This is a genomic window from Allobranchiibius huperziae (assembly GCF_013410455.1).
Lineage (GTDB): Bacteria > Actinomycetota > Actinomycetes > Actinomycetales > Dermatophilaceae > Allobranchiibius > Allobranchiibius huperziae.
In genome coordinates this window covers 33,909-58,084 of the sequence record NZ_JACCFW010000001.1, presented here as the reverse complement: position 1 = coordinate 58,084, position 24,176 = coordinate 33,909, and the positions used below count along the sequence as shown (strand labels likewise).

Annotated in this window: 29 protein-coding genes and 1 pseudogene; 13 read left to right on the top strand and 17 right to left on the bottom strand. The window is 68.6% G+C overall.

Annotation, left to right across the window (positions count from 1 at the left end; genetic code table 11):
• Positions 1–4: 4 nt before the first annotated feature.
• A complete protein-coding gene (locus HNR15_RS00320; RefSeq protein WP_179478141.1) occupies positions 5–325 on the top strand; it encodes a rhodanese-like domain-containing protein in 321 nt (106 codons plus the stop codon).
• 28 nt (positions 326–353) lie between these two features.
• Here HNR15_RS00320 and HNR15_RS00315 read toward each other — a convergent pair whose 3' ends face one another.
• The 8 genes from HNR15_RS00315 to HNR15_RS00280 form a co-directional block, all read right to left on the bottom strand.
• Complete coding sequence (locus HNR15_RS00315; protein WP_179478139.1) at positions 354–548, bottom strand: hypothetical protein; 195 nt, start codon at positions 546–548, stop codon at positions 354–356.
• A 68-nt stretch (positions 549–616) separates the two neighbouring features.
• A complete protein-coding gene (locus HNR15_RS00310) occupies positions 617–1,477 on the bottom strand; it encodes an Fpg/Nei family DNA glycosylase (RefSeq protein ID WP_179478137.1) in 861 nt (286 codons plus the stop codon).
• A gap of 108 nt (positions 1,478–1,585) precedes the next feature.
• On the bottom strand, positions 1,586–2,287 hold the full coding sequence (locus HNR15_RS00305) for a DUF899 family protein (protein WP_179478135.1): 702 nt from the start codon (positions 2,285–2,287) through the stop codon (positions 1,586–1,588).
• A 141-nt stretch (positions 2,288–2,428) separates the two neighbouring features.
• Positions 2,429–3,748 carry an MFS transporter gene (locus tag HNR15_RS00300; RefSeq protein WP_179478133.1) on the bottom strand — a complete coding sequence of 440 codons (1,320 nt, stop codon included), beginning with the start codon at positions 3,746–3,748 and terminating at the stop codon, positions 2,429–2,431.
• 74 nt (positions 3,749–3,822) lie between these two features.
• Positions 3,823–4,260, bottom strand: coding sequence for a MarR family winged helix-turn-helix transcriptional regulator (locus HNR15_RS00295; RefSeq protein ID WP_179478131.1), 438 nt, complete (start codon positions 4,258–4,260; stop codon positions 3,823–3,825).
• A gap of 87 nt (positions 4,261–4,347) precedes the next feature.
• Positions 4,348–5,682, bottom strand: coding sequence for a hypothetical protein (locus HNR15_RS00290; protein WP_179478129.1), 1,335 nt, complete (start codon positions 5,680–5,682; stop codon positions 4,348–4,350).
• Positions 5,679–6,332: an ABC transporter ATP-binding protein gene (locus HNR15_RS00285; RefSeq protein WP_233764857.1), complete on the bottom strand. Its 654-nt coding sequence runs from the start codon at positions 6,330–6,332 to the stop codon at positions 5,679–5,681. The genes HNR15_RS00290 and HNR15_RS00285 overlap by 4 nt, the downstream gene beginning before the upstream one ends.
• Positions 6,329–7,153: a CPBP family intramembrane glutamic endopeptidase gene (locus HNR15_RS00280; RefSeq protein ID WP_179478127.1), complete on the bottom strand. Its 825-nt coding sequence runs from the start codon at positions 7,151–7,153 to the stop codon at positions 6,329–6,331. The genes HNR15_RS00285 and HNR15_RS00280 overlap by 4 nt, the downstream gene beginning before the upstream one ends.
• Before the next feature lie 178 nt (positions 7,154–7,331).
• On the opposite strand from HNR15_RS00280, the gene HNR15_RS00275 reads away from it, so the two are divergent.
• Together HNR15_RS00275 and HNR15_RS00270 are read left to right on the top strand one after the other, a co-directional pair.
• Complete coding sequence (locus HNR15_RS00275; RefSeq protein ID WP_343048343.1) at positions 7,332–8,000, top strand: YitT family protein; 669 nt, start codon at positions 7,332–7,334, stop codon at positions 7,998–8,000.
• Positions 8,001–8,322: 322 nt separating this feature from the next.
• Entirely contained in the window at positions 8,323–9,417 is a 1,095-nt protein-coding gene (locus tag HNR15_RS00270) for a fatty acid desaturase family protein (protein ID WP_179478123.1), read from the top strand.
• Positions 9,418–9,452: 35 nt separating this feature from the next.
• On the opposite strand, the gene fahA is transcribed toward HNR15_RS00270, so the two are convergent.
• Genes fahA through hppD form a run of 3 tightly spaced genes read right to left on the bottom strand, consistent with a single transcriptional unit; the run spans position 9,453 to position 13,079 of the window.
• Complete coding sequence (gene fahA / locus HNR15_RS00265; RefSeq protein ID WP_179478121.1) at positions 9,453–10,649, bottom strand: fumarylacetoacetase; 1,197 nt, start codon at positions 10,647–10,649, stop codon at positions 9,453–9,455.
• On the bottom strand, positions 10,646–11,851 hold the full coding sequence (locus tag HNR15_RS00260) for a homogentisate 1,2-dioxygenase (RefSeq protein ID WP_179478119.1): 1,206 nt from the start codon (positions 11,849–11,851) through the stop codon (positions 10,646–10,648). Before HNR15_RS00260 ends, fahA begins: the two co-directional genes overlap by 4 nt.
• Before the next feature lie 22 nt (positions 11,852–11,873).
• Complete coding sequence (hppD, locus tag HNR15_RS00255) at positions 11,874–13,079, bottom strand: 4-hydroxyphenylpyruvate dioxygenase (RefSeq protein ID WP_179478117.1); 1,206 nt, start codon at positions 13,077–13,079, stop codon at positions 11,874–11,876.
• A gap of 130 nt (positions 13,080–13,209) precedes the next feature.
• Here hppD and HNR15_RS00250 point away from each other — a divergent pair, with 130 nt between their 5' ends.
• Positions 13,210–13,728 carry an Lrp/AsnC family transcriptional regulator gene (locus tag HNR15_RS00250; protein WP_179478115.1) on the top strand — a complete coding sequence of 173 codons (519 nt, stop codon included), beginning with the start codon at positions 13,210–13,212 and terminating at the stop codon, positions 13,726–13,728.
• Positions 13,729–13,750: 22 nt separating this feature from the next.
• On the opposite strand, the gene HNR15_RS00245 is transcribed toward HNR15_RS00250, so the two are convergent.
• Positions 13,751–14,344, bottom strand: coding sequence for an alpha/beta hydrolase (locus tag HNR15_RS00245; RefSeq protein WP_343048342.1), 594 nt, complete (start codon positions 14,342–14,344; stop codon positions 13,751–13,753).
• Positions 14,345–14,465: 121 nt separating this feature from the next.
• Positions 14,466–15,248 (bottom strand): alpha/beta fold hydrolase, encoded by a 783-nt coding sequence (locus tag HNR15_RS00240; RefSeq protein WP_179478113.1) that lies wholly within the window; start codon positions 15,246–15,248, stop codon positions 14,466–14,468.
• Positions 15,249–15,531: 283 nt separating this feature from the next.
• Here HNR15_RS00240 and HNR15_RS18705 point away from each other — a divergent pair, with 283 nt between their 5' ends.
• The 3 genes from HNR15_RS18705 (at position 15,532) to HNR15_RS00225 (ending at position 16,975) form a co-directional block, all read left to right on the top strand.
• Complete coding sequence (locus HNR15_RS18705; protein WP_179478111.1) at positions 15,532–15,942, top strand: ester cyclase; 411 nt, start codon at positions 15,532–15,534, stop codon at positions 15,940–15,942.
• Between the two features lie 67 nt (positions 15,943–16,009).
• A complete protein-coding gene (locus HNR15_RS00230; protein ID WP_179478109.1) occupies positions 16,010–16,483 on the top strand; it encodes a hypothetical protein in 474 nt (157 codons plus the stop codon).
• A gap of 102 nt (positions 16,484–16,585) precedes the next feature.
• Positions 16,586–16,975 carry a tautomerase family protein gene (locus tag HNR15_RS00225; protein ID WP_179478107.1) on the top strand — a complete coding sequence of 130 codons (390 nt, stop codon included), beginning with the start codon at positions 16,586–16,588 and terminating at the stop codon, positions 16,973–16,975.
• Positions 16,976–17,027: 52 nt separating this feature from the next.
• Here HNR15_RS00225 and HNR15_RS00220 read toward each other — a convergent pair whose 3' ends face one another.
• Positions 17,028–17,312, bottom strand: coding sequence for a hypothetical protein (locus tag HNR15_RS00220; protein ID WP_179478105.1), 285 nt, complete (start codon positions 17,310–17,312; stop codon positions 17,028–17,030).
• A gap of 197 nt (positions 17,313–17,509) precedes the next feature.
• Between HNR15_RS00220 and HNR15_RS18505 the strand changes: the two genes are divergently transcribed.
• Positions 17,510–17,641: a hypothetical protein gene (locus tag HNR15_RS18505; protein ID WP_281373799.1), complete on the top strand. Its 132-nt coding sequence runs from the start codon at positions 17,510–17,512 to the stop codon at positions 17,639–17,641.
• Positions 17,642–17,800: 159 nt separating this feature from the next.
• Complete coding sequence (locus HNR15_RS00215; RefSeq protein ID WP_179478103.1) at positions 17,801–18,097, top strand: hypothetical protein; 297 nt, start codon at positions 17,801–17,803, stop codon at positions 18,095–18,097.
• A gap of 34 nt (positions 18,098–18,131) precedes the next feature.
• Here HNR15_RS00215 and HNR15_RS00210 read toward each other — a convergent pair whose 3' ends face one another.
• Entirely contained in the window at positions 18,132–18,839 is a 708-nt protein-coding gene (locus tag HNR15_RS00210; RefSeq protein WP_179478101.1) for an alpha/beta hydrolase, read from the bottom strand.
• A gap of 159 nt (positions 18,840–18,998) precedes the next feature.
• On the opposite strand from HNR15_RS00210, the gene HNR15_RS00205 reads away from it, so the two are divergent.
• Positions 18,999–19,406 (top strand): hypothetical protein, encoded by a 408-nt coding sequence (locus tag HNR15_RS00205; protein ID WP_179478099.1) that lies wholly within the window; start codon positions 18,999–19,001, stop codon positions 19,404–19,406.
• Positions 19,407–19,801: 395 nt separating this feature from the next.
• The gene (locus tag HNR15_RS00200; protein WP_179478097.1) at positions 19,802–20,548 is read left to right on the top strand and encodes a hypothetical protein; all 747 of its coding nucleotides are present in this window, start codon (positions 19,802–19,804) and stop codon (positions 20,546–20,548) included.
• Positions 20,549–20,787: 239 nt separating this feature from the next.
• On the opposite strand, the gene HNR15_RS00195 is transcribed toward HNR15_RS00200, so the two are convergent.
• Positions 20,788–21,675 (bottom strand): ATP-grasp domain-containing protein, encoded by an 888-nt coding sequence (locus HNR15_RS00195; RefSeq protein WP_179478095.1) that lies wholly within the window; start codon positions 21,673–21,675, stop codon positions 20,788–20,790.
• Between the two features lie 202 nt (positions 21,676–21,877).
• Here HNR15_RS00195 and HNR15_RS18700 point away from each other — a divergent pair.
• Positions 21,878–22,027: pseudogene (locus tag HNR15_RS18700) on the top strand (NAD(P)-binding protein); the annotation flags it as partial.
• A gap of 230 nt (positions 22,028–22,257) precedes the next feature.
• The gene (locus HNR15_RS17855) at positions 22,258–23,040 is read left to right on the top strand and encodes an FAD-dependent oxidoreductase (RefSeq protein ID WP_343048596.1); all 783 of its coding nucleotides are present in this window, start codon (positions 22,258–22,260) and stop codon (positions 23,038–23,040) included.
• A gap of 104 nt (positions 23,041–23,144) precedes the next feature.
• On the opposite strand, the gene HNR15_RS00185 is transcribed toward HNR15_RS17855, so the two are convergent.
• Positions 23,145–24,170 (bottom strand): NAD(P)-dependent alcohol dehydrogenase, encoded by a 1,026-nt coding sequence (locus HNR15_RS00185; RefSeq protein ID WP_179478093.1) that lies wholly within the window; start codon positions 24,168–24,170, stop codon positions 23,145–23,147.
• Positions 24,171–24,176 lie beyond the last annotated feature (6 nt).

Here is a 24,176-nt window from a genome sequence, read left to right as displayed (position 1 = left end):
CAGGATGAGTGAATCGACCACCCCGCAGCAGCTGCCCGACGACGCGGTCGTCCTCGATGTCCGCGAGCAGGACGAGTGGGACGCGGGTCATGCGCCGGGCGCGGTGCACATCCCGCTCGGCGACCTGCCCACCCATCTGGACGACCTGCCTCCGGACGACACCACGCTTCCGGTCATCTGCCGATCTGGCGGCCGCTCCTCACAGGCGGTCGCGTGGCTGAGCCAGCAGGGATTCGACGTCGCCAACGTCGACGGCGGCATGCGCGCCTGGGCGTCGGCCGGCAAGCCGCTGACCGCCGACTCCGGGGAACCGCGCGTCATCTGAGCCGGATCATGCCCGGCCGGCGTGCGGGTCAGGTGCGGTTCTTGGCCACCGTCTTGCCGATCACGGTGGCGACCACGAAGGTGATGACGGCCACCACCACGAAGAAGATGAGCCCGACGCCGATGGCCGCCCCGACGCCCGTGCCGGTCGCGATGGCGATGACCGCATAGATCACGCCGGCTATGACGCCGGCAATGAGTCCACTGCGCACGTTCGGATTCATGAGTCCTCCATCGGATCGGGACCATGACATTAGTGGCGCACGGCTGCCCGCGTGCCCGGCCGAGCCGATTACTTGAGCAGTCGCGACATCCGGCGATCAGCCAGCACCTTTCCCCCGGTCTGGCACGTGGCGCAGTACTGCATCGACCGATCCGCGAACGACACCTCGCGGACGACGTCTCCGCAGACCGGGCAGGCCTCGCCGGTGCGTCCGTGCACCCGCATGCCCGCGCGTTTGGCATCCTTCAGGTCCTTCGCCGGCTTGCCGGACGCCGTCGCCACCGCACCGCGCAGGATCTGCTCCAGCGCGTCGTAGAGCACTGAGACCTGCTCGTCCGACAGCGAACCGGCGACGGCGTACGGCGAGAGCTTGGCCGCGTGCAGCACCTCGTCGGAGTAGGCGTTGCCGACCCCGGCGATGACGGACTGGTCGCGCAGCAGGCCCTTGATCTGGGTGCGGCGACCCTCCAGGATCCCGGCGAACACGTCACGGGTGAAGGACTCGTGCAACGGGTCCGGGCCGAGCGAGGCGATGCCGGGCACGTCCTGCGGCGAGCGCACGACGTACGCGGCGAGCCGCTTCTGGGTGCCGGCCTCCGTGAGGTCGAACCCCGCGCCGTCGGAGAACCGCACCCGCAGCGCGATCGGGGACTTGCCCGGCCGCAGCATCGTGGCCGGCGACTGCTCGGACCAGCGCAGCCAGCCGGCTCTCGCCAGGTGAAAGATCAGGTGGATCCCGTCGGCGTCGATGTCGATGAACTTGCCGTGCCGCTCCACCCCGGTCACGAGCAGACCCTGCAACGCCTGCGGCGGCGGGTCGAAGGTCTTCATCACGCTGAACGACCCGACCTCGACACCGGTCATCGCGAGGTCGACCACACGGGCGCGCAGGAAGTCGGTCAGACCTTGCACCTCGGGTAACTCGGGCACGTCGACTCCTCCGACCGGCGATGACGGCGGACCGGCGGGCACGCCTCGAGCACGACAGTAACGATCAGGTCCGACGGGCGAGGGAGAACAAGCACCGAGCCCCGAGCCTCAGCCGTACGTCGGCTCCTGCGGCCAGCCGGTGGGGCTGTCCTCCCAGTCCTGCTGACGGCCGTAGCACGTGCGGTCCATGATGTGCGCGACCGGCAGGATCGCCTCGGTGCCGCGGGCGGTGGTCATGTAGGTGAGGTACGGGACACCGTGGCGCAGCAGGTAGTAGGAGTATCCGGGCAACTGACCTTCCCTGCCGGAGTCGTCGGTCCGGGTCCAGCCCCAGTCGTAGTGGTAGCTCGTCTTGTACGACGAGACCCACCGGTGATCCCAGCCGCGCTCCTTCGCCCACGCCTGGAGCTTCTCGATCGGCGCCTGCGACACCATCGCGAAGGAGATGCCCTCGTCGGCCAGCCGGCCCATGTTCGCGGGCAGGTTGTCGACGGCCCACGTGCAACTGGGACAGCCCTGCTCCCACCCGGGGTCGAACATCACGTTCTGCACCAGGAGCAGATAGCGGTCGCCGAACAATTCCACCAGGCGCACCGGGCCGCAGCGCCCGGCGAACACGTAGTCCTCGACCTGCACCATCGGCAGCCGCCGGCGCGCTGCGGACACCCGGTCGTCGTGCCGGGTGACCTCTTTCTCCAGGGCGACCTGCTCGGCGAGCGCGGTGTCGAACTCGGCGCGCCCCACGACCGGGGGCGCTGCCTCCGGCGCACGGGTCCGGTCGACGGTCTGGGCGGTGTCCTGATCGGCCATGGTGTCCTCCGACGGTGCTCGACGGCCAAGGAACCGTTCGACGATACGCGCCGGCGAGGCCGTTCGGGAGGGGGATTCGCGCTGATCAGGAGTACCGGCGCGCTGCATCGAGCGCGCCGGTACTCCCGGTGCGAACGCGGTTCAGCCGCGGATCGTGCTCTGGTCGTGCTCCCGCTCGAAATCGTCCACCGCGGCCGCGGCGCCGCCGAGCTCGTCGCCGACCTCACCCGCGACCCCCGCGTCGTCGCCAGCGTGGCGGTGCCCGTCCTCGTCCATGCCGCGATCGGCCGCCGCCAGGGTGCGGTGCGCGGTGGACAGCAGCACCGCGGCGATCACCGCGGACACGGCTGCGAGCGCGAACGGGAGGTGCAGGTTGTAGTGCTCGACGAGCTTGCCCGCGGCGAACGGGGCCAGGCCGCCGCCGATGAAGCGGACGAATCCGTACGCCGCGGAGGCGACCGGGCGCTCGACCGGCGAGATGACCATCACGGCCTGGGTGGTGAGGGTGTTGTTGATGCCGATGAAGATGCCTGCGGCGACGACGGTCGCGATCAGGACGGTGCGGTTGGTGGGCCAGATCGCGATGATCGCGAGGTCGACCGCGAAGAGTCCGAGGGCGACGTAGAGGGTGGGCGCGGTGCCGAAGCGCCGCTGCAGATTGGGGGCGCCGAAGACAGCGAAGAGGGCCACCAGGATGCCCCAGGCGAAGAAGACCAGCCCGAGCTTGATCGCGGACAGATGCATCGGGAACGGCGCGTAGCCGAGCATCGTGAAGAACGCCCAGTTGTAGAAGAGTGCGGCCAGGCCCATCGTCAGCAGACCTCGGTGCCGCAGGGCCGCCAGCGGCGCCATGATCGAGGTGCGGTGTTCCGGTTTGGGGGTGGCTGGCAGGAAGAGCACGGTCGCCACCAGCGCGATCGCCATCAGCACCGAGACGCCGAAGAACGGACCGCGCCAGCTCACCGTGCCGAGGAGACCGCCGAGCAGCGGGCCCACCGCGATACCGACGCCGAGCGCGGTCTCGTAGAGGATGATCGCGCCTGCGAACCCACCCGTGGCGGAGGAGACGATGACGGCCAGGGAGGTGGCGATGAAGAGCGCGTTGCCGAGTCCCCACCCGGCCCGGAAGCCCACGATCCCGCCGATGGATCCGGCGGACCCCGCGAGCGCAGCGAAGACCACGATCAGCGACAGGCCGGCGATGAGGGTCTTCTTCGCCCCGATGGCGCTGGAGACCGCATTGGTGACGAGCATCGCGACGGCGGTGACGACCAGGTAGCTCGTGAAGAGCAGCGTCGTCTGGCTCGGAGTGGCGTGCAGCTGGCTGGAGATGGCCGGCAGGATCGGGTCGACCAGCCCGATGCCCATGAACGACACGACGCATGCGAAGGCGACCGCGTAGACCGCCTTGGGCTGGTGGAACATGCCGGAGTCGCCGGTCTCGGGAGATTTCGCGTGCATCGCCGTCCTCGTCAAGTGCATAGTTTTCCTATACGTTAGCTCGCGAACAGACGCCAGGCAACCCCGCCGGCGGGTCAGTCCGCTTTCTCCTCCGACCTGGCGATGATGCGCTCGATGAGCGCGGTGGCTCTCGCCACCGACTCGCGCTCGGAGTCCGACAGCGTGTCGAAGACCGGAGCGAGGGTGGCCCGGCGCGCGGTCCGCACCTTGTTGAGGACGGCCCGGCCGGCAGGGGTGACATCGATCAGCGCCACCCGCGCGTCGCCCGGATCCGAACGCCGCCGCACCCACCCGGCCGCCTCGACGCGCTGCACCTGGGTGGTCATGGTCGGCTGGCTGCAGTGGTCGGCGGCGGCGAGGTCGCCGATCCGCGCGGGACCTATCTCCTCCACCAGCGACAGCAGCCGTGCCTGAGCAGGCGGCGTGTCGAAGTCCGCGTGCCGCGTCGCCCAGCGATTGAGGCGGGCGACGGCCATCAGCAGCCGGGCGCCGGTGTCGTCGACAGTCGTCATCGGCTCAGCTTATAGATCCGCTATCCAGCCCGAGCCCGTTCCGCGGGACCGACACGCTGGGATCCGCACCGTCCGTGGACGGTCCGCTCAGCGCGGGTGTGCCGGCGCGAACTGCGACGAGGTCCGCGACCACGCGAGCGAGGTGAGCAGGAGTGCCGCGAGCAGCGCCTCCGACGGACCGAGGACACCGGCAACGGCGACCACCGCGACCGCGATCGTCGGGTGCGCGACCCACAGCAAGCCGATGCCGCGGCCCCCGCCAGTGCCCATCAGCGCCAGCGGCGGTGGCCCCTTGTGCACGTAGAGGAGCTGGCCGGCCACCAGCGCGACCATGACCGCGGCCGCGTGGGCCAGCGCGAGCGGTGCGGCCACTCCGGTGACCACCGCCGTCACCAACGCGACCACGAACTGCAGGACCGCGACCGGCGCGAGGTGGAGCACGGTCTCGGCCTGCCACGTGATGCCGAGGATGGACGGCTCGCCGGCGGTGCCGGCGTGGTGCTGCAGACCTCGGGTCAGACCCGACGTGGTGAGGTGCGCGAGAACGAGGACCACCGGGAGTACGAGGGGCGAGCGGCTGTGCACCACCGGCGCGATCGAGGCGAGCGCCACCGCGGCGATCTGCACGATGAGCCAGCCCAGTGACACCCAGCCGAGCCGCAGCAGGCCGGCGACGTCCGCGCCGATCGTCGTACCCCACCGCCCGAGCGGCTTGATCCGCAAGGGGGTGTGCCGCAGCCGCAGGTTGAACGCCTGGGCGCGGGCCCGTCGGGTGTCCCCCGCGACCAGTGCCGAGCTGACGCTGTCGCTCATCAGAGACTGGGTGCGCAGCAGGCTCATCGGCAGCGAGTCGAGCAGGGCGGCCACCGACGGACCGCCGGCGTGGCCCGCGGCCTCGCCGCGCAGCCAGGCGTAGAGCAGCGCGGGGGCACCGACCAGGGCCAGCAGGACGCCGAAGACGAGCTCCCACGCGGAGCCTCCGGCCATCACAAGACCACCGGGGACGGCGATGCCCAGCCCGAGCAGGCCGGCCGCCACCACGACGCAGGTGCTGCGCCAGGCGTCGCGCAGGGTGAGGGCGCGCGGCAGGTCGGTCGCGCTCACGAACTCCAGGTGTCCGGGCTCCGGCACCACCGGACCGCGGCGCCTGCCGGCACGTCCCGCGAGCAGCGCGACCACCGCGACCAGCAGGACGGCGGCCAGGGCGCACAGCAGCGGATGGTCCTGCACCCGGTGCCGGGCGACGGGCCAGGTCTGGAAGACGTAGTGCGAGGCCAGCACGCCGTAGACGATGCCGAAGAGCCCCACGACGTACGCCGTGAAGAGCGCCGAGCGCAGCTGGGTCCCCTCGCCGCGGTAGCGCAGGTGGTAGGCCTCGGCGAGCCGGTGGTCGTCGGTCGGTGCCTGCGGCGAGACGCTCACGAGTGCTGGGGGAAGCGTTCGATGCGGGTCGCGGTGCGCTCGGCCAGCTCCTGGTCGTGGCACACCCAGACGACGGAGGACGCGGCATCGACCCGCTCGCGCAGCACGTCCGACAACAGCTCGCGCCGACCGGTGTCCAGGCGCTGCTCGGGTTCGTCGAGCACCAACAGCGCGCTCGGTCGCAGCAGCACGATCGACAACTCCACCAGCTGGCGCTGCCCGGAAGACAGCTGGGACAGGTAGCGGTCCCGGAAGTCGTAGATGTCGAGGCGTTCGAGGATCGCGATGATGCGTTCGGCGGCCCCGGCGCGGTCGCCGCCCCAGGTCTGGTCGACCAGGATCAGGTGGTCGCCCACGGTGAGGTCGCGGTAGCCCGCGATCGGCCCGATGAGCGGCGCGATGACCCGGCGGATGGTGCGGTCCCGCTCGTCGACGCGGGTGCCGTCCAGGGTGATCGTGCCCGCGGTCGGCAGCATGTTGCCCGTCAGGATGCGCAGGAACGTCGTCTTGCCGGCGCCGTTGGGGCCGGTGATGACGACGTTCTCCCCCGGCCGCACCGTCAGGGAGGTCTCCGGGAGCATGCTCACTCCGTCGACACTCGCGGTGACGCCGTCGGCGACGAGTTCCTGGAAAGCAGTGCCCGCCGTCACCGGAGCCAGCCGATGTGGTCGTGCAGCAACGAATAACCCACGAACGAGACGATATCCAGGATGGAGTGGGTGATGATCAGCGGCAGTACCCGACGGGTCCTCAGATAGACGGTGCCGAGTATGAGACCCATCACGATGTTGCCGACGAAACCCCCGAAGCCCTGGTAGAGGTGGTAGCTGCCGCGGATCAGTGCGGAGCCCACCACGACGACCCACAGCCGCCCGCCGGCCTGGGTCCACCGGGTGAAGAGATAGCCCACCATCACCACTTCCTCGAGCACCGCGTTCTGGATGGCCGAGGCGATCAGGACCGGCACGGTCCACCAGTGCTCGCCCAGTGCCGAAGCGACCACGGTGGTGTTGGCACCGAGGTCGCGCGCCACGACGTACAGCACCAGGCCGGGGATGCCGATGCAGGCGGCGAGCAGCGCACCCAGTCCGAGATCGCTAGGCAGTCGGGTGCGGTCCAGACCGAAATACGCTCTGCCGGAACGTATCTCGCGCCCGATGAGGTGGATCGCGAGCAGTGCCGGCACGACGCCGAGGCCGATGCCGACGACCTGGTAGGCGAGGTCGAGCCAGGACTGCTGCGCCTGCGAGGCGTTGAGCGTCGAGGTCTGGTGACCGAGCGACACGGTGCTCTGCAAGGACTTGATGATCGACAGGATCGAGTAGATCGCCGAGGCCCCCAGACTGAGCAGCAGCAGGTACGCCGTCTCGGTCACCAGCGTGCGGGGTGGGTAGGGAGTGGCCGGCACCTGGAGTGGCCCACGCCACAGTGCGGCGATCGTCGCGCGGGCACCCCGCCGCTCGCTCGTCATGCCGCCATCCTCACCCACGAACATGGGCGAACGCGCCGAGTTGCGCGGCGTGCCGTGGGTGCCTCATCGTGTGCGCATCACCCCCCTTGTTTTTCTGCCGGCTGCGCCGGTCGGAGCTGCGACTCTGCCGAATCGCGGCCACGACCTGCGTGGTCGGCCAGTGTGTAGGAGACCTGACGTGACCGGCGTGCTGACCGCCACCCCGCCCGCCCCGACCACCGCACCCGCGCGGGCGGAACCGCAGGCTGCCGTCGGGCAGCCGCACACGGCGTTCGAGGACGTCTTCGGGATGGCCACCGGTGCGATCGTGGTGTCGCTCGGGCTCTGCCTGCTGAGGTCGGGGCATGCGGTGACCGGCGGCACGGCCGGGATCGCCCTGCTGCTCAGCTACGCCACCCACCTGGCGTTCGGCGGCGTCTACTTCGTGGTCAACCTGCCCTTCCTGGTGCTGGCCTACTTCAAGAAGGGTCGCAGCTTCACCGCGCGCACCCTGATCGCCGTCGCCGCCGTGTCGGCACTGACGGCCCTGCAGCCGTACGCCATCTCGACCTCGCACCTGAACCCGGTGTACGCCGTGCTGCTCGGCAACCTGCTGGCCGGCATCGGGATGCTCATCCTCTTCCGGCACGACTCCAGCGTCGGCGGTCTCAACACGGTCGCGCTGATCGTGCAGGAGCGCTTCGGTGTGCAGGCCGGATGGGTGCAGATGACCTCCGACCTGTGCATCATCCTGCTCGCGCTGACCGTCGTGCCCGCGCACATCGTGGCGCTGTCCGTCGCGGGCGCTGTGCTGCTCAACCTGGTGCTGGCGATCAACCACCGCCCCGGTCGCTACCTCGCGATCTGACCGCTCCCGCCAGTGTGCGTGCCCCGCACGCCGGCCGTGGGCTCACTCGTCGTACGACGACGGTGTCATCGCAATCGCCGCCCGCGCGAACGATATTCCGGCTCCCGTGAGGGCGCCGACCGCCGTACGTGACGCAGCTCTCATTCGGGTAGGATCGATGCTCAGTGGGCGCCTCCCCGGACCCGGATCTCCCTGTCATCACAGCACGATCTGCGTGGTCCTCTACGGTCGCCATCTCCCTCGCTGAACCCAGCGACACCGGCCCGACATGGCTTTACGCAAGGGTCGCCGCGCTCCCAGCCGGCCCCGGAAAGTCACGACCATGGCCGGCACACCCACCAGCGCCAGCACGTTGCCCCCGCCCAGGGCCGCGAGCGCGAACCCCACCAGCTCGTTCACCGCGCTGGCCCGCCAGGTCACCGATCTGGGGCTGATGCGCCGCCGGTACGGCTACTACTGGAGCAAGCTGGTCGGCGCTGTGCTCGTGCTGGCCGGATGGGTCGCCGCGTTCATCTGGACCGGCGACAGCTGGTGGCAGCTGGCCTGGGCCGCCGTGCTGGCCGTGATCCTCACCCAGATCGCCTTCCTCGGCCACGACGCGGCGCACCGGCAGATCTTCAAGTCGGGCCGGTGGAACGACTGGGTCAGTCTCATCGTGGCCGACCTGCTCGTTGGGATCAGCCACGGCTGGTGGCGCGGCAAGCACAACCGGCACCACGCCAACCCCAACAAGGAGGGCTACGACCCCGATCTGGCCATCGGCGCGCTGGCCCTCACTCCCGAGGCGGCCACCCGCCCGCGCCCTCGTGCGGTGCGCTGGCTGCTCGACCACCAGGGCTGGTACTTCTTCCCCCTCACCCTGCTCGAGGGGCTGTCCCTGCACTGGAGCGGCATCCGCCGGGTGGCCTCCCGCGAGAAGATCGAACGACGCTGGATGGAGGTGGCGTTCCTGGCGGTGCGCCTGCCCGTGCTGCCCGCGCTGTTCTTCTGGGTGCTGTCGCCCGGTAAGGCGCTCGCCTGCCTGGCGCTGCAGCTGGCCGTCTTCGGTGTCTACATGGGCGCCTCGTTCGCGCCGAACCACATCGGGATGCCGCTGGTGTCCGCCCGGCTGAAGCTGGACTTCCTGCAGCGTCAGGTGCTGGTCAGCCGCAACATCCGGGGCGGGCCCGCGGTCTCGATCGCGATGGGTGGGTTGAACTACCAGATCGAGCACCACCTCTTCCCCTCGATCGCCCGCCCGCACCTGCGCAAGATCCAGCCGCTGGTGGCCGCGCACTGCGCCGCCGAGGGCATCCCCTACACCCAGACCGATCTGTGGACGGCGTACCGGCAGGTCGTCGGGCACCTCAACACCGTCGGCGTCCGCGGGTCCGACCCGTTCCTGTGCCCGCTGGTCGCCCAGCGCCGCGCGCTCTGAACGGACCCGACACGGCCCGCCACCGGGATGGCGCGTTACGTCGACGGCCGGCTGGGGTGCACGACGCCGCGGACCTCGCCCAGTGAGATGCGGGTGCCTTCCGCGCCCGGCGCGGTCGCGCTGATCACGACCTCGTCGCCGTCCTGCAGGAACGAGCGCGTCGTCCCGTCCTGCAACGGGAACGGCTCGCGGCCGCCGTTCGAGAGCTCCAGCATCGACCCGGCCTGCTTCTGCCTCGGGCCGCTCACCGTGCCGGACGCGTAGAGGTCGCCGCTGCGTATCGATGCGCCGTTGACGCTGAGGTGCGCGAGCATCTGCGCGGGCGTCCAGTACATCCCGGCATACGGCGGCTCGCTGATGACCTCGCCGTTCAGCCGCACCTGCAGTTGCAGGTCCAGACCCCACGGCGGCATGCCGCCGTCCTCGAGGTAGGGCAGCAGCGGCACGTCGCGCACGGGCGGGGCGACGCGGGCGTGCTCCAGCGCGGCCAGCGGGACGACCCACGGCGAGATGGACGTCGCGAACGACTTGCCGAGGAACGGCCCGAGCGGCACGTACTCCCAAGCCTGCAGGTCGCGGGCAGACCAGTCGTTGACCAGCACGATCCCGAAGACGTGCTGGTCGAAATCGTCGAGCCCGACGGGCTCCCCCAGCGTCGACGGCGTGCCGACGACGAAGCCCACCTCCGCCTCGATGTCCAGGCGGGTCGAGGGCCCGAAGACCACCTCACCCTCCGGCGTACGCCGCTGCCCGCGCGGCCGCACGATCGGGGTGCCTGACGGCACGACGGTGCCCGCCCGCCCGTGGTAGCCGATCGGCAGGTGCTTCCAGTTCGGGGTGAGGGCATCGCCGTCCGGGCGGAAGATGCGCCCGACAGCGGTCGCGTGCGGCTCGCTGGCATAGAAGTCGACGTAGTCGGCGACCGTGAACGGCGCCAGCATCCGCACGGCGTCGGCCGCGTGGAAGTGCGCGTGCAGGACCGCCCGCGCACGTGCGTCGTGCACCCAGCTCTCGACCGCGGACCGCACCGTCGCCCAGACGTCCGGCCCGCCCGCGAGCAACGCGTCGAGCGTGCCCGACGCGAAGACCTCGGCGTACGCCGGCAACAGCTGGGCCGACGCCGCGCTCACATCGAGCACCTGATTCGCGACTGCTACGCCGACCCGCGGTCGAGGGTCCTGGGCGGTGCTGAAAGAGCCGTACGGCAGAGTGCGCAGACCGAAGGACGTCATCCCCTGGGTCCGCGCCCGGACCAGGACCACGCGTACGCGCCGTCGTCGGATGCGGTGCCGCCCTCGCCGAGCGCGAGCGGCCGGAAGGTGTCAACCATGACGGCCAACTCGTCGAAGTACTCGACGCCGAGGCTGCCCTCGATGGCGCTCGGCTGCGGGCCGTGGCTGTGCCCGCCCGGGTGCACGCTGATCGAACCCTTGCCGATGCCGCTGCCCTTGCGGGCCTCGTAGTCGCCGTCGACGTAGAACATGATCTCGTCGCTGTCGACGTTGGAGTGGTAGTACGGCACCGGGATCGACAGCGGGTGGTAGTCGACCTTGCGCGGCACGAAGTTGCAGATCACGAACCCCGAGCCTTCGAAGACCTGGTGCACCGGCGGCGGCTGGTGCACCCGACCGGTGATCGGCTCGAAGTCGGCGACGTTGAACGCGTACGGGTAGAGGCAGCCGTCCCAGCCGACCACGTCGAACGGGTGCTGGGGTACGACGTGCACGGTGCCCGCCAGCCCGCCCGGACCGTCGCCGCGGTGCTTGAGGTAGACCTCGACGTCGGTCTCCTCCACGACCCGGGGCTCGGTCGGCGGACGCAGGTCGCGCTCGCAGTAGGGCGAGTGCTCCAGGAACTGACCGAACTTCGACAGATACCGCTTCGGCGGACCGATGTGCCCGTTCGCCTCGATCGCGTACAGCCGCAGCGGGCCGTCACCGGTCGGCACCCACCGGTGGGTGGTCGACCGCGGGAGCAGCACGTAGTCGCCCGGTCCGACCGTGAGGTCGCCGAACACCGTCTCCACCACGGCGGTGCCGGCCTCGACGAACACGCACTCGTCGCCGACCGCGTTGCGGTAGAGCGGAGAGGTCTTCCCCACCACGGCGTAGCTGATCCGGACGTCGCCGTTGCCGAGCACCAGCCGGCGACCGGTCACCGCGTCCAATGACCGCCAGCCGTCACCGGGGAAGAGGTCATGCAGCTTCAGGTGCCGGGGCAGCAGCGGCTGGTTGGGCGTCGTGCTCTGATCCGGCAGCTCCCAGGCACGCACGTCGACCAGGGACGACGGCACTCCCGCGTGGTAGAGCAGGCTCGAGTCGGAGCTGAACCCCTCCTCGCCCATCAACTCCTCGCGGTAGAGGCTCCCGTCGGGTGCCCGGTGCTGGGTGTGGCGCTTGGGCGGGATCGAGCCCGCCGCGCGGTAGTGGGCCATGTCTCCTCCGGTCCGCGGGCGATCAGGCGTTGCCGCGTAGTTCCTGCTCGCGCTCGATGGCCTCGAAGAGCGCCTTGAAGTTGCCCTTGCCGAAGCCGAGCGACCCGTGCCGCTCGATGAGCTCGAAGAACACCGTAGGGCGGTCGCCGAGCGGGCGGGTGAAGATCTGCAGCAGGTAGCCGTCCTCGTCGCGGTCCACGAGGATGCCGCGCTTCTGCAGCTCCTCGATCGGCACCCGCACCTGCCCGATCCGCTCGCGCAGCTCGGCGTCCTCGTAGTAGGTGTCGGGGGTCGCGAGGAACTGCACGCCTCGTGCGCTCAGCACGTCGACGGTCTGCAGGATGTCGTTGGTGGCGAGCGCGATGTGCTGCGCACCCGCGCCGTCGTAGAACTCCAGGAACTCATCGATCTGGCTCTTGCGCTTGCCAGGGGCAGGCTCGTTGAGGGGGAACTTGACCCGGTGGTTGCCGCTGGCGACGACCTTCGACATCAGCGCCGAGTAGTCGGTGGCGATGTCCTCGCCGATGAACTCGGCCATGTTGGTGAAGCCCATGACGCGGTTGTAGTAGTCGACCCACTCGTCCATCGCGCCGAGCTCCACGTTGCCGACCACGTGGTCGACCGCCTGGAACAGGCGCTTGGGCGAGCCCTTCGGGTGCACGACCTGGGTGGTGCGCTCGACGTAGCCGGGCAGGTAGACGCCCTTGTACGCCGACCGGTCCACCAGCGTGTGGCGGGTGTCGCCGTACGCCGCGATGGACGCCATGCGCACCGTGCCGTGCTCGTCGGTGAGGTCGTGCGGCTCCTCCAGGATGGTCGCGCCGACCTTGCGCGCGTGCTCGATGCAACGGTCGACGTCGGTGACCTGCAGGGCGATGTCGCTGATGCCGTCACCGTGCTTGGCGTGGTGATCGACGAGAGGCCCGCCCGGTCGCACGGACCCCTCGATCACGAAACGCGCCGCGCCCGAACGCAGTACGAAGGACGTCTTGGACCGTTCCCCTGTCTCCGGCCCCGCATAGGCGACCAACTCCATGCCGTAGACGACCTGCATCAGCTGCGCCGTCGCGGTGGCGTTGCCGACCACCCACACCAGCGCATCCCATCCCACGATGGGGAAGTTGTCGGCGGACGCGTCGTAGTCCACCAACCCGACGAGCTTCTCGAGCTGCTCGTGGCTGAGCCCGGCCAACTGCTCCTGGTCGGTGAGGGTGTCCTGGATCGTCATCGCGCCTCCATGCGGTTCGTGCTGTGTGGCAGGTCACAGCCATTCCACCGCCCGTCACCGTCGGTGCGCAAGTCAGGCTCTCTCGGCTGTCTCGATTGCGCAATCGGCGCGCTGCTCACATACTCTCACTATGCAGAATGCGCACCCGGATGCCCGCCCGCTCCTGGACGACCTCGACGTCACCCTGCTGGAGCTGCTGACCGAGCATCCGCGCATCGGCGTGCTGGAGCTGTCCAGGATGGTCGGGGTCACTCGCGCCACCGTCGGCGCCAGGATGGACAAGCTGCGCGCGTCGGGGGTCGTCACCGGGTACGGCCCGCAGCTCGACGTGGTCGCGGCCGGCTATCCGGTGCAGGCGATGGTGACCCTGGAGATCGCCCAGGGCGACCTCGACACGGTGGCAGCGCTGCTGCAGGAGATGCCCGGCGTGTTGGAGGCGTACTCGACGACCGGCACCGGCGACGTCGTGGTGCGCCTCGCCGCCGCGTCGAACGACGACCTGCAGCAGTCACTGCTCGTGCTCGGCCAGTCCGAGGCGGTACGACGCTCGACCTCCGTCGTCGTCCTCGCGACGATCGTCAGCGCACGCGCCCTGCCGCTGCTGCGCCGCGACGTACCGCCGACGCGTACGACACCGACAGCCCGCTGACGCCGGATTCGTTCATGCGGGCTCAGGATCCGAACGCCCACGCCACCATCCGGGGCAACTCCTCGGCCCAGAAGGGGTCGCCATGTCCGCCGACCCGCTCGACCATCACGACGCCCGCACCGGCCTCCCGCAGCGCGTCCGCCCATCGGATCGCGTTGTCACGGAAGAACGGCTCTCGTGTCCCGGCGACGAGGTAGGTGCGTGGCAACACAGGCGGCATCACGTCGGGCGGGCGGTAGCCGGCGCCCGGGGAAGCGGAGAACACCGCACCGTAGACATCCGGGTTACGCAGCCCCATGGCGATAGAGAACTCGCCACTCGCAGACACGCCGCTCACAGCGGTGCGATCGGCCGGTGTCGCAACGCCGAAGCGCGACCGTACCCACCGGCGGATTTCGTCGACGAAGACCCTCTCGTGCGCCGCGAACCGCCGCTCGTCGAATGGCGGCGAGTACTCACGGATGCGCACCATCTCGTCCTCATCGGCCGTACGGTGCGCGCCGACAATCATGGTGGGCCGCACATCGGCCGCCTCGAGATATCCGCCCCACTGCGAGATCAACTGCCCGTCACCGGCGAACACCACCGCCTCGGGCGGATCCGGCGGCAGATACACCGTGACCTGCCGCCCTCCGTCGTACCCGAAGGTCTCCGTGACGACCTGGCCGGCTATCGGATCGGTTCGCGCAGGACCTGAACCGAAAGGTGCTGTCGGCGGCCGGGCAGAGGAACCGACCTCAATCGGTGCTGTCGAGAATCAGTCGGACCGCTTCGTGGGGCGCGTCCCATTGTGGGAAGTGACCGCACCGTTCGAACCAGTGCAGCACGGCGTCGGGGAACAGTTCCGTAGCGCGTGCGGCCTGGCTCGGCAGGGTCACCAGATCACGGCGCCCCCACCCGATCGTGACCCGACCGGGCACGGTGCCCGCCGGGGCGCCTTGTTGCTTGGGCCCCTTGATCAGGGCGTCCAGGGCGGCACCGGTCGACGGGGAGTCGGCCAACCCGCGCACGTCCGGCAGCACGGTCTCGGGCGAGAGCGCCCATGGCCGAGCCGACAATTGCGCCAGCAGAAGAGTCCTTCCTGCAGAGCTGCCGAGCAGTGATGGCAGCCTGCCCCGCAGCACTCGGACCAGCGCGATCGACGGCCGCAGCGTGGCGCCGAAGACAGCGACCTCGCGGTCGCTCCAGAAGCCGCCCGGGTCCAACGCCACGGTGTCGCCGCCGACTCCGCGCCGCGCGAGCTCCAGCACCAGTCGGCCGCCCATGGACTGGCCGACGGTGGAGATCCCGTCCAGCCCTTGCTCGCGGATGAAGTCCGCAACGGAGTCGGTAAGGGTGGCGATCGACACCTCGCCGGTCAGCGGTGGCGTCTCTCCGAACCCCGGTAGATCGACGGCGATGACCTCACGGTGCTCGGCCAATTCGTCGAGGATCGGGGCCCAGGACTGCCCTCCGGCGCCCAGACCGTGCACGAGCAACAACGGGGCGCCGCTTCCGCGTCGAACATGATTCAACGTCACGTCCAGGACGTTACCCCGCTCGAGTCCCGGCGCGCTGGTCACCGTCAGCGGGCCCCGGCTCGACGACTACGGCAGCAACGCGGCAGCCGAAAAGACGTGGGCAGAAGGACCGCGGTTCGATGAAGGCGCTGGTGGGTACTGTCATGACGGCGGTAATCCTCGACGCCGCCCCCTAGCCCGACCGGGTCGCAGTCGGCGAGATGCTCCTCCGCTCCAGCGAACAGAACGCAGCCGTAGCGGACGCGCCCGGACCACATGGCATCAACACCAAGGAGACACTCACGTGTTCGACAAGAAGACCAACATCGCCTCGCAGGAAGCCTTTGGCGAGGCGGTCAACACCGGCAATCTGAACGCGTTCGACCAGCTCGTCGCGCCCGATGCCGTCGACCATGACCCCGCACCCGGCCAGGGCACCGGCCCCGAGGGCTTCAAGGCGATGTTCACCGACATGCGGACCGCGTTCCCCGATCTGCACGTCGAGGTCGAGACCCTGGTCGCCGACGACGACCAGGTGGCGTTCGCCTACACCCTGACCGGCACCCACAACGGTCCGTTCCAGGGCCACGACGCCACCGGCAAAGCGTTCCAGGTGCGCGGGGTTCAGATCAGCAAGTTCGCCGACGGCAAGCTCGTCGAACGGTGGGGCAGCAGCGACGAGCTCGGCCTCATGACCCAGCTCGGCCTGGCCTGACCCGGCCACGACGACACCTGCCGGCTCACGACTCTGATCATCACCGACGGCGGAAGAGGAGCACATCATGACGAACGGGTTCCTCCGCGGCGCGATCGCCGGGGCGGCAGGCACGACCGCACTTAACGCAACGACCTACTTGGACATGGCTGTTCGCGGACGAGGCACGAGTTCGGCACCCGAGGATCTGATGGAGGCGGCGGCGGGCAGCGCCGGCGTCGCCATCCCCGGAACGGGTGACCAGCGGGCCAACCGGCTTGCCGGACTCGGCCCGCTGTCCGGCACGGGCGTGGGCGTGGTCGTCGGCGGGATTGCCGAGACGGTTCATCGCGCGCTGCGCAGCCGCGGCCGATCACTGCCGGCAACGGCCGCGATCGTGCTGATCTCGGCCGCGGCGATGGCGATGTCCGACGTCCCGCTGAAGTTGTTCGGAATCAGCGACCCTGCCGAATGGAAGGGTGCGGACTGGGCCGCGGACGCGGTCCCGCACCTCGTCTTCGGCGCGGTCACCTACGCGACACTTCGTCTCACCGACACGTAAGCCGGATCGCGCGAGCGCGGCCGGTGCCGTCTCGGATTGCTGCCTCTCACGGGCTGCGCTCGCTCACCACGCCGGTTCGTCGTCACCACCGAAGGAATCTTCATGCCCCTGGTACGCATAGATCTCATAGAGGGACGTACCGACGCCGAGGTCAGGGCGCTCGCCGACTGCGTCCAACAGGTCATGCTGGATGTCTTCGCCGCACCCGAGCGTGACCGCTACCAGGTGATTCACGAACACAAGCCGGGACGCATCATCGCCGAGGACACCGGACTCGGCTTCGAGCGCACGGACGGCGTGGTGATCATCCAGGTCACCCAACAAGGGCGCGACGAGGACCAGAAGAAGGCGCTCTACCGCGCCCTGGCCGATCGGCTCGAGGCCCAAGCGGGTGTGCGTCCCGAGGACCTGATCGTCACGGTGTCGGCCAACACTGCGGCCGACTGGTCCTTCGGGTCGGGTCGGGCCCAGTTCCTCGAGGGTGACCTCTAACCGCCGCGCGGCTCGCTGAAACCCGCCGACTGCGCATGTCGCAGGCGTCGCATCACGGAAATGTCCGGACGACCTGAAGACAGTCCTGATAGACGAGATGATCCTGAGACCGCGACTCGGGTGGACCGCCCTGGTGATGGTCACGCTCGGCGTTCTGTGCGGGCTCGCAGGTGCAGGTCTTGTCGTCGCCTTGGTCTTCGCGGATGTCCCGGTGGATCTGCTCGCGGTGCTGTTGGTCGTCCTGACTCTCGGATTCGGCGCGACGGTGACGCCACTGGTACTGCTCGGTCGTACGTGACACCTTCACCTCGACGCCGAAGGCCAGCGCATCGAGCACCCAGCGTTGCTACGGCGACCGTAGGCTTCGCTGACGTCATCGTGGACAACTCCGACTATGACCCGTCCGCGGTTGCTCGAGGTAGGCGAGCTGGCAGCAGGAGCGCGAGGCGAATCAGACGGCGCCGTTGCCCCCGGACCCGACTAGCCCACCTCGAAGCCGCCGCGTCGAACGACGACCTGCAGCAGTCACTGCTCGTGCTCGGGCAGTCCGAGGCGGTACGCCGCTCGACCTCCGTCGTCGTCCTCGCGACAGTCGTCAGCGCACGCGCCCTGCCGCTGCTGCGCCGCGACGTACCTCCGACGCGCGGCTCGACCAACCTCCGCTGAACCCGGTCGACGCGATATCGCGGACGAAGGCCGGTACGCCCGCGTGGTGCAACGGATCATCAGCGATAGGTGGGGTCGCACAGTCATTGCTGCGCGGGACGGCTCCGGGTTTCCCATTGATCGCTGTGCACCTCCGCCGGAAGGCCGATACTTCACCACATGATGCGTCGTGCGTGGTGGGTCCTCGGCCTCGTGCTGGTGGGCGGTGGCATTGCCCTGGCGCTGTCGTCTCAGGCCGGCCCAAGCGACTTCGGTTGGTTCGCCTACGCGCCGCTGGACGACGGCTCCGGTGGGCGACTTGGCACGAGTGGTTCCTGGTGGGACGGGTCGGCGTCGATCGTGACCCGATGGCAGATCGTCGGCTGTGCCGTCGCCGTCATCGGGCTGATGGTCCTTGCCGCCGGCATCGGTTTCCGTCTGGGACGGCGCCGGGCATCTCCCGAGGAGCGGGTGTAACGCTCCACCACCTAGTGCCGCGGAATCGAACGCGTCAGGGTCCGAACGCCCACGCAACCATCCGGGGGAACTCGGCCGCCCAGAAGGGGTCGCCGTGTCCGCCGACCCGCTCGACCATCACGACGTCCGCACCGGCATCACGCAACGCGTCCGCCCATCGGATCGCGTTGTCACGGAAGAACGGCTCCCGCGTCCCGGCGACGAGGTAGGTGCGTGGCAACACAGGCGGCATCACGTCGGGCGGGCGGTAGCCGCCTCCCGGGGACGCGGAGAACACCGCACCGTAGGCATCCGGGCGACGAAGCCCCATGGCGATCGAGAACTCGCCACTCGCAGACACACCGCACACGGCGGTCCGCTCGGCCGGCATCGTGATGCCGAAGCGCGACCGCACCCACCGACGGATGTCCTGCACGAAGAATTTCTCGTGCGCCGCGAACCGCTGCTCGTCGAAGGGCGGCGAGTACTCACGGATGCGCGCCATCTCGTCCTCGTCGTCCGTTCGATGCGCGCCGACGATCATGACGGGCGGCACGTCGGCCGCCTCGAGATACCCGCCCCACTGCGAGATCAGCTGCCCATCGCCGGCGAACACCACCGCTTCGGGCGGATCCGGCGGCACGTACACCGTGACCTGCCGCCCTCCGCCGTACCCGAAGGTCTCCGTGACGAGTTCCCCGGCCATCGGATCAGCCAGCGCGGGATCCGAACCGCCCGCACCGTGGTTCGCTCGACCGTTCATGACTTCATCATGTCGCGGGACGACGTGAGCTGGAAGAGTGATCTGGCCCGACGGTTGACGCCGCGGATGACGCCGCCAGCCGTACTCTCCGGGCGACTCATTGCATGATCCGGGTGCGTGACGGATGGAGGATCCATCTGCAGTTCATACGCTGCCACGGTGGAGAACTACATCCGCTTCCAGAGCGCGGCACCCAACCGGCACGGGCGCTTCCCCGGGGTCTTCGCCATGGCCAACGGGCTAGCCAAGGAACACCTGCTGCGCTCCCACGACGCCGAGTGGCTGCGGTCGGCGAACGCGCGAGCGAGCGCTGCGTACGCCGACCCTTCCCTGACCGGCAGCGGGTGCTACGACCTCGACCGGTTCCCCGGCGCGCGTGCGTGGTTCAAGGCGACGGCCACTCACCTGCTGGAGATGACCGGCGAATACCTCGAGCTCCTCGACCGTTATGACGTGCCGTGGGTGGAGCTGCGTACCACGCACCCCGGCCGCGTCGTCTACCTGGACGATGTCCAGGCGGTCGCGGTGCCGCTCGCCCACCCGGCGGATTGGCCGTTCAGCCGCTAGCACCGGCGTTGCGAGCTATGCGCGTTCGGTGCCGCGGATGCTCGAGGGGTCGGCGTCCTGAGAACCAGACCCCTCGAGTTGATCTCTCACGCGAGCCCGGCGACCGATCGCTGGATGCACACCCATTCCGGCGCCGCACGTGGGTGTACCCGCCTCAATGGGCCGCGGCCAACCCTCCGGGTTGTAGAAACATGTCTCAGTTCCGGATCCGCGCGATGCCACACCTATAGAGTCATCGCGGGTTGGTCCACGGGGGAGATTCAGAGAGTGATGTTTCGTAGCGTTTCGTCGGCGCGCTCGTGTGGCTGCGAGCACCAGCGGGGGTCCTTCTTTTTCGGGGCACCTGAGGACGCTATGGCACCCAGACACACCCGACATGAGCTCGCGAGGGCGCAGTGATCTTCATCGAACCAGGAGGAAAAGGAATGGCAGTCCCACAGCCCCTTCGGGCGGCCGGTATCATCGGTTCCTGCGCGCTTGTCTGTAGCGGATCAATTGCTCTGGCAACACCAGCCAGTGCAGCAAACGCATCAAATTTCTATATTCATGGGTCGACTCATCTCGCCGCCTTCCAGAGTTACTCCGCCTGCGCACCGCACGCTCGATGGGAACTTGCGCAGGTGAATGCGACGCCAGGCGCGGCACCCCTATCTGCGCAATACATGCCGAATGGCGAGCTGGGCACAGACGCGCTCCACCTGTGTTACCCCACGTCTGACGGCCGGTGGTCCTACGTCATCGCTTACACGGCGACTAAGCCCATCAACAAACTGGACCGGCTCGTCAACACGGCTGCGCGAATCAAAGCGATCGAAACCTCGAATGATACGTCGACCCAGTTCGACTCGGAAAACGTGAAGCTCTACGTGCATCGCGTCCCGGAACCTACGTCAGTGTCCGTCGCGCAATGCGACAAGGCTCAGCAGAACGTCTTGAACAAGGTCATTGCCTCACCGCATCTGCGTCTCGTGCGCTATTCGTCGAAGGGGTGCAACAGCAACGGCGACCACGGCTATTTTGTCGCATACCTGAGCGACGGCAGGGTTCCGGCGCTCTACCGCGACACGCTGTGGAGATCAAGGGCCTACATGGTGGACACTATGGGTTACGAATACAGCACAACGTTCAGCGCCGGCGGCTAGCCGTCAGATCATGGCCCAACTAGAGCCGCACGGCTGATCTGTCAACGCCAGCGGGGACCTGACCGACAATCCCCGTCGAAATAAGCAGTGGGTTCCGTTCGCGGCGGAGGCTGCGGACCCATCTGTCCGAGAACTGCCAATCTGGACCCTGACGGACGCTTTCATGCCTCCTGGGGATGTCGGTTTGGGGTGTACCTCAGAACGACAGTCGTGACGCTGGCCCGTGCTCTGTAACAAAGTCAGGATGCGACAAGTCCCGCGATCGCTTGAGCAAATGCGTCAGCGTTTCCGGCCCCGCTGCTGAGGAACAGGTCGGGCTCGACGAGTTCCAGTTCCATGACCGAGGGGGCGCTGGCGGGTCCGACGAGGTCTACCCGTGCGTATAGAAGCGACTTCGCCCCGCCAGGAGCTGCTGCGGCTGCAGCATGCGCAGCTTCGAGCTCGGGGTCCGTGGGCATGTAGGCCACGCTCGTTCCGCCCCACCGCGCCTGAACCCGAAAATCGTCGGGTGCGGGCGTCTTGAGCATCGCGTGGGCGAACTGGCCGGCGAAGAAGATGAGCGATCGTTCACCGTCCGCGATGTCAGGCTGAAACGGTTGAACGAGCACGTCTCCCTCATCAGACAGGCCGCGGACATGGTCGATAGCGCGGCTGAGATCGAGGCTGGAATCAAGCGCGAAGCGTCCCATGCCCCGGGCGCTGGCCGCCACCGCCGGCTTCACGATGATGTCCGATGTGGTGAACGCCCCCCTTGCCGATTCCAGTATGGTCGCCGGATCCAGTCCGTCGACCGACCTCACGAGAACGGTGGGAACCACGGGCACACCCGCGCCTGCCAGCTCAACCAAATAGCCCTTGTGGGAGTTCCAGCGGATGACCTCGGCCGGGTTATGCACGACGGGCAGGGCGTCGACGAATGCCAGGAACTCGGCAACGCGAGAGGTGTAGTCCCATGTCGTGCGGATGATCGCGATGTCGCCTGCGCCGAGCTCGGCAGCGTCTGTATCGGTCCAGGACGCTGTGCGCGTAGCCACACCCAGCTGGGTCAGCGATTTCGACAGCAAGGTGATCTCAGAATTTTCGCGGTCTCTCGCGGCGGCGGAGGTCAGGAGCGTGATCGTGGCCATGAACGCCATTGTTCAGGCTGCCGCCCTGCAGGAACGTCGAAGCTGATCCCCGGGACACGTCGCAGGCGCGGTCCCCCAGGGGCCAGTGCCACCAGGGTGATGGCGATGGCCACGACCGAGTCGCTGAACGTGAGCAGCCGGTGCAGTCCCTGGCGACGGTCATCCTCCTGCGGCACGCTCGAAGCCTAGGCACCCCGCACCAATGCAAGACAGCTGCAGCAGGAGGTACGTAATGAACCCGATTGCCATCGTGGGCGCCGGTCTCGGCGGCCTGACCCTTGCGCGCGTTCTGCAGCTGAACGGGGTGGCTGCGACGGTTTATGACTTAGAAGCCTCGGCGGGTGCACGTGCACAAGGCGGGCAGATTGACCTGCACGAGGAGACGGGGCAACGGGCGCTGCAACTCGCCGGTCTCGGGCAAGAGTTCGCCGCCATCGTCCACCAGGGCGCGGCCGCCGCCCGAGTCGCAGATCGGCACAACACGACGCTGGCCGAACTGCCCGACGAGGCGAACGCGGACAAGCCCGAAGCTTTGCGCGGTGACATCCGCCGCATCCTGCTGAACTCACTGCCGGCGGGACCATCCGGTGGGGCAAGAAGCTCAGCGCGGTCCAACCCGCCGACGACGGTGCCTTCGTCCTGTCGTTCGCAGACAGAACTCAGGTCACCTCCGCCGTCCTGGTGGGCGCAGATGGCGTCTGGTCGAAGGTGCGGTCGCTGGTATCTGACGCGCAGCCGCGGTACTCCGGAATGAGCTACATCGACACGTACCTCGAGGACGTCGACGTGCGCCACCCCGAGACGGCCGCAGCGGTGGGTGCCGGATCGTTGTATGCCCTCGAGCCGGGCAAGGGCTTCCTGGCCCATCGCGAAGCCGACGACCGCATCCACACCTACGTCAACCTCGACCACCCGGCCGAATGGTTCGACCAATTCGACTTCACCGACCCCGACGCCACGCGCGCGGCCATAGCTGGCGAGTTCAAGGAGTGGTCGCCCGTGCTGCGCTCGCTCATCGCCGACAGCGACACCGACCCGATCCTTCGCGCGATCTACGAACTCCCCGACGAGCACCGGTGGGACGCCCGGCATGGAGTAACGCTGGTCGGCGACGCGGGACACCCGACCGTTCCCGGCGGCAACGGGGCCAATAACGCCATGCTCGACGGCGCGGAACTCGGTCTCGCCATCGCGCACAACCCCGACAACGTCGACGCCGCCATCGCTGCGTACGAACCCATCATGTTCGAGCGCGCCGCGAAGTCCGCTACCGAGGCCCACCAGGACGTGCAGATGATCTTCGGTCCCGGCTCGCCCCATCGGCTTGCCGCAGTGTTCAACGGCGAGGAGTTCGACGGCGCCTGAAGCTCCCCCGATGTTGCGCGCCGAACAAGGTCTAGTCCCGTCTAGCGGTCAACCGAGACTACGACGAGTTGCAACCGACTGGATCTCCTCTGACGTGAAGAGCGTCAGGGGATGAGGATCGCGCGGCCGCGGACCCTTCCGTTGTCCAGGTCGTCGATTGCCTTCTGGAAATCGTCCAGCGGGTACTTCGCGGTGTGCAGCGTGACCTTGCCCTGCGCGGCGAGCGCCATCAGCTCGACCAGGTCGTTGTAACTGCCGACCAGGTTGCCGATGATGTTGACCTCGGTGGAGACCAGGTCGATCGTCGGCACGTCGATGTTCTCGCCGTACCCCACGATCAGATAGTCGCCGCCCTGCCGGGTCATCGCGATGCCCTCCTTGGTCGAGCCACCCTCGCCGACGAAGTCGATGACGACCTCTGCGCCCTTGCCGCCGGTCAGCTCCATGACCTGGTCGACCTGACTGCCGTCGCCGACCACCGCGTGATCCGCGCCGATCGACAGCGCGAGCTTCACCGCGTCGGGATTGCGGTCGACGACGATCAGTTCGGCCGGTGAGATGGCGTGCATGACCTGAATCCCGATGTGCCCCAGGCCTCCTGCGCCGATCACCACGCACTTGTCGCCGGCCCGCAGGCGCAGCGCCGCCTTGGCCGCGGCGTGGTACGCCGTGAGCCCGGCGTCCGCGAGCGCCGCGACGTCGGCAGGCTCGAGCGCGTCGTCGATCCGCACGCAGCTGCGCGCCGAGGTCAGGAGGTACTCGGCGTACCCGCCGTTGGTGTCGATCCCGGGGAACTTCGAGTTCTCACAGTGCACGTCGTCACCGGCGCGGCACGCGCGGCACAGCCCGCAGGTGACCAGCGGATGCAGGATCACCTTGTCCCCCACCGCGACGTTCGTCACGGCGGACCCGATCGCGTCGACCCAGCCTGCGTTCTCGTGGCCGATCGTGTAGGGCAGCTCGACCTGCGACTTCTCGGCCCACTGTTCTTCCAGGATGTGCAGGTCGGTGCGGCACACCCCGGCCCCGCCGATCCGTACGACGACGTCGTGCGGGCCGTCGGCGGTGGGCTTGTCGACTTCCCCCATCTCCAACGGCTGGTGGTACCCAGTGACACGGACGGCTCTCACGGCGAG

Coding starts and splice junctions, on each gene's coding strand:
- HNR15_RS00320 (WP_179478141.1), top strand. CDS start 5: ATGAGTGAATCGACCACCCCGCAGCAGCTGCCCGACGACGCGGTCGTC.
- HNR15_RS00315 (WP_179478139.1), bottom strand. CDS start 548: ATGAATCCGAACGTGCGCAGTGGACTCATTGCCGGCGTCATAGCCGGC.
- HNR15_RS00305 (WP_179478135.1), bottom strand. CDS start 2,287: ATGGCCGATCAGGACACCGCCCAGACCGTCGACCGGACCCGTGCGCCG.
- HNR15_RS00300 (WP_179478133.1), bottom strand. CDS start 3,748: ATGCACGCGAAATCTCCCGAGACCGGCGACTCCGGCATGTTCCACCAG.
- HNR15_RS00295 (WP_179478131.1), bottom strand. CDS start 4,260: ATGACGACTGTCGACGACACCGGCGCCCGGCTGCTGATGGCCGTCGCC.
- HNR15_RS00280 (WP_179478127.1), bottom strand. CDS start 7,153: ATGACGAGCGAGCGGCGGGGTGCCCGCGCGACGATCGCCGCACTGTGG.
- HNR15_RS00270 (WP_179478123.1), top strand. CDS start 8,323: ATGGCCGGCACACCCACCAGCGCCAGCACGTTGCCCCCGCCCAGGGCC.
- fahA (WP_179478121.1), bottom strand. CDS start 10,649: ATGACGTCCTTCGGTCTGCGCACTCTGCCGTACGGCTCTTTCAGCACC.
- HNR15_RS00260 (WP_179478119.1), bottom strand. CDS start 11,851: ATGGCCCACTACCGCGCGGCGGGCTCGATCCCGCCCAAGCGCCACACC.
- hppD (WP_179478117.1), bottom strand. CDS start 13,079: ATGACGATCCAGGACACCCTCACCGACCAGGAGCAGTTGGCCGGGCTC.
- HNR15_RS00250 (WP_179478115.1), top strand. CDS start 13,210: ATGCAGAATGCGCACCCGGATGCCCGCCCGCTCCTGGACGACCTCGAC.
- HNR15_RS00230 (WP_179478109.1), top strand. CDS start 16,010: ATGACGAACGGGTTCCTCCGCGGCGCGATCGCCGGGGCGGCAGGCACG.
- HNR15_RS00225 (WP_179478107.1), top strand. CDS start 16,586: ATGCCCCTGGTACGCATAGATCTCATAGAGGGACGTACCGACGCCGAG.
- HNR15_RS00215 (WP_179478103.1), top strand. CDS start 17,801: ATGATGCGTCGTGCGTGGTGGGTCCTCGGCCTCGTGCTGGTGGGCGGT.
- HNR15_RS00210 (WP_179478101.1), bottom strand. CDS start 18,839: ATGAACGGTCGAGCGAACCACGGTGCGGGCGGTTCGGATCCCGCGCTG.
- HNR15_RS00195 (WP_179478095.1), bottom strand. CDS start 21,675: ATGGCCACGATCACGCTCCTGACCTCCGCCGCCGCGAGAGACCGCGAA.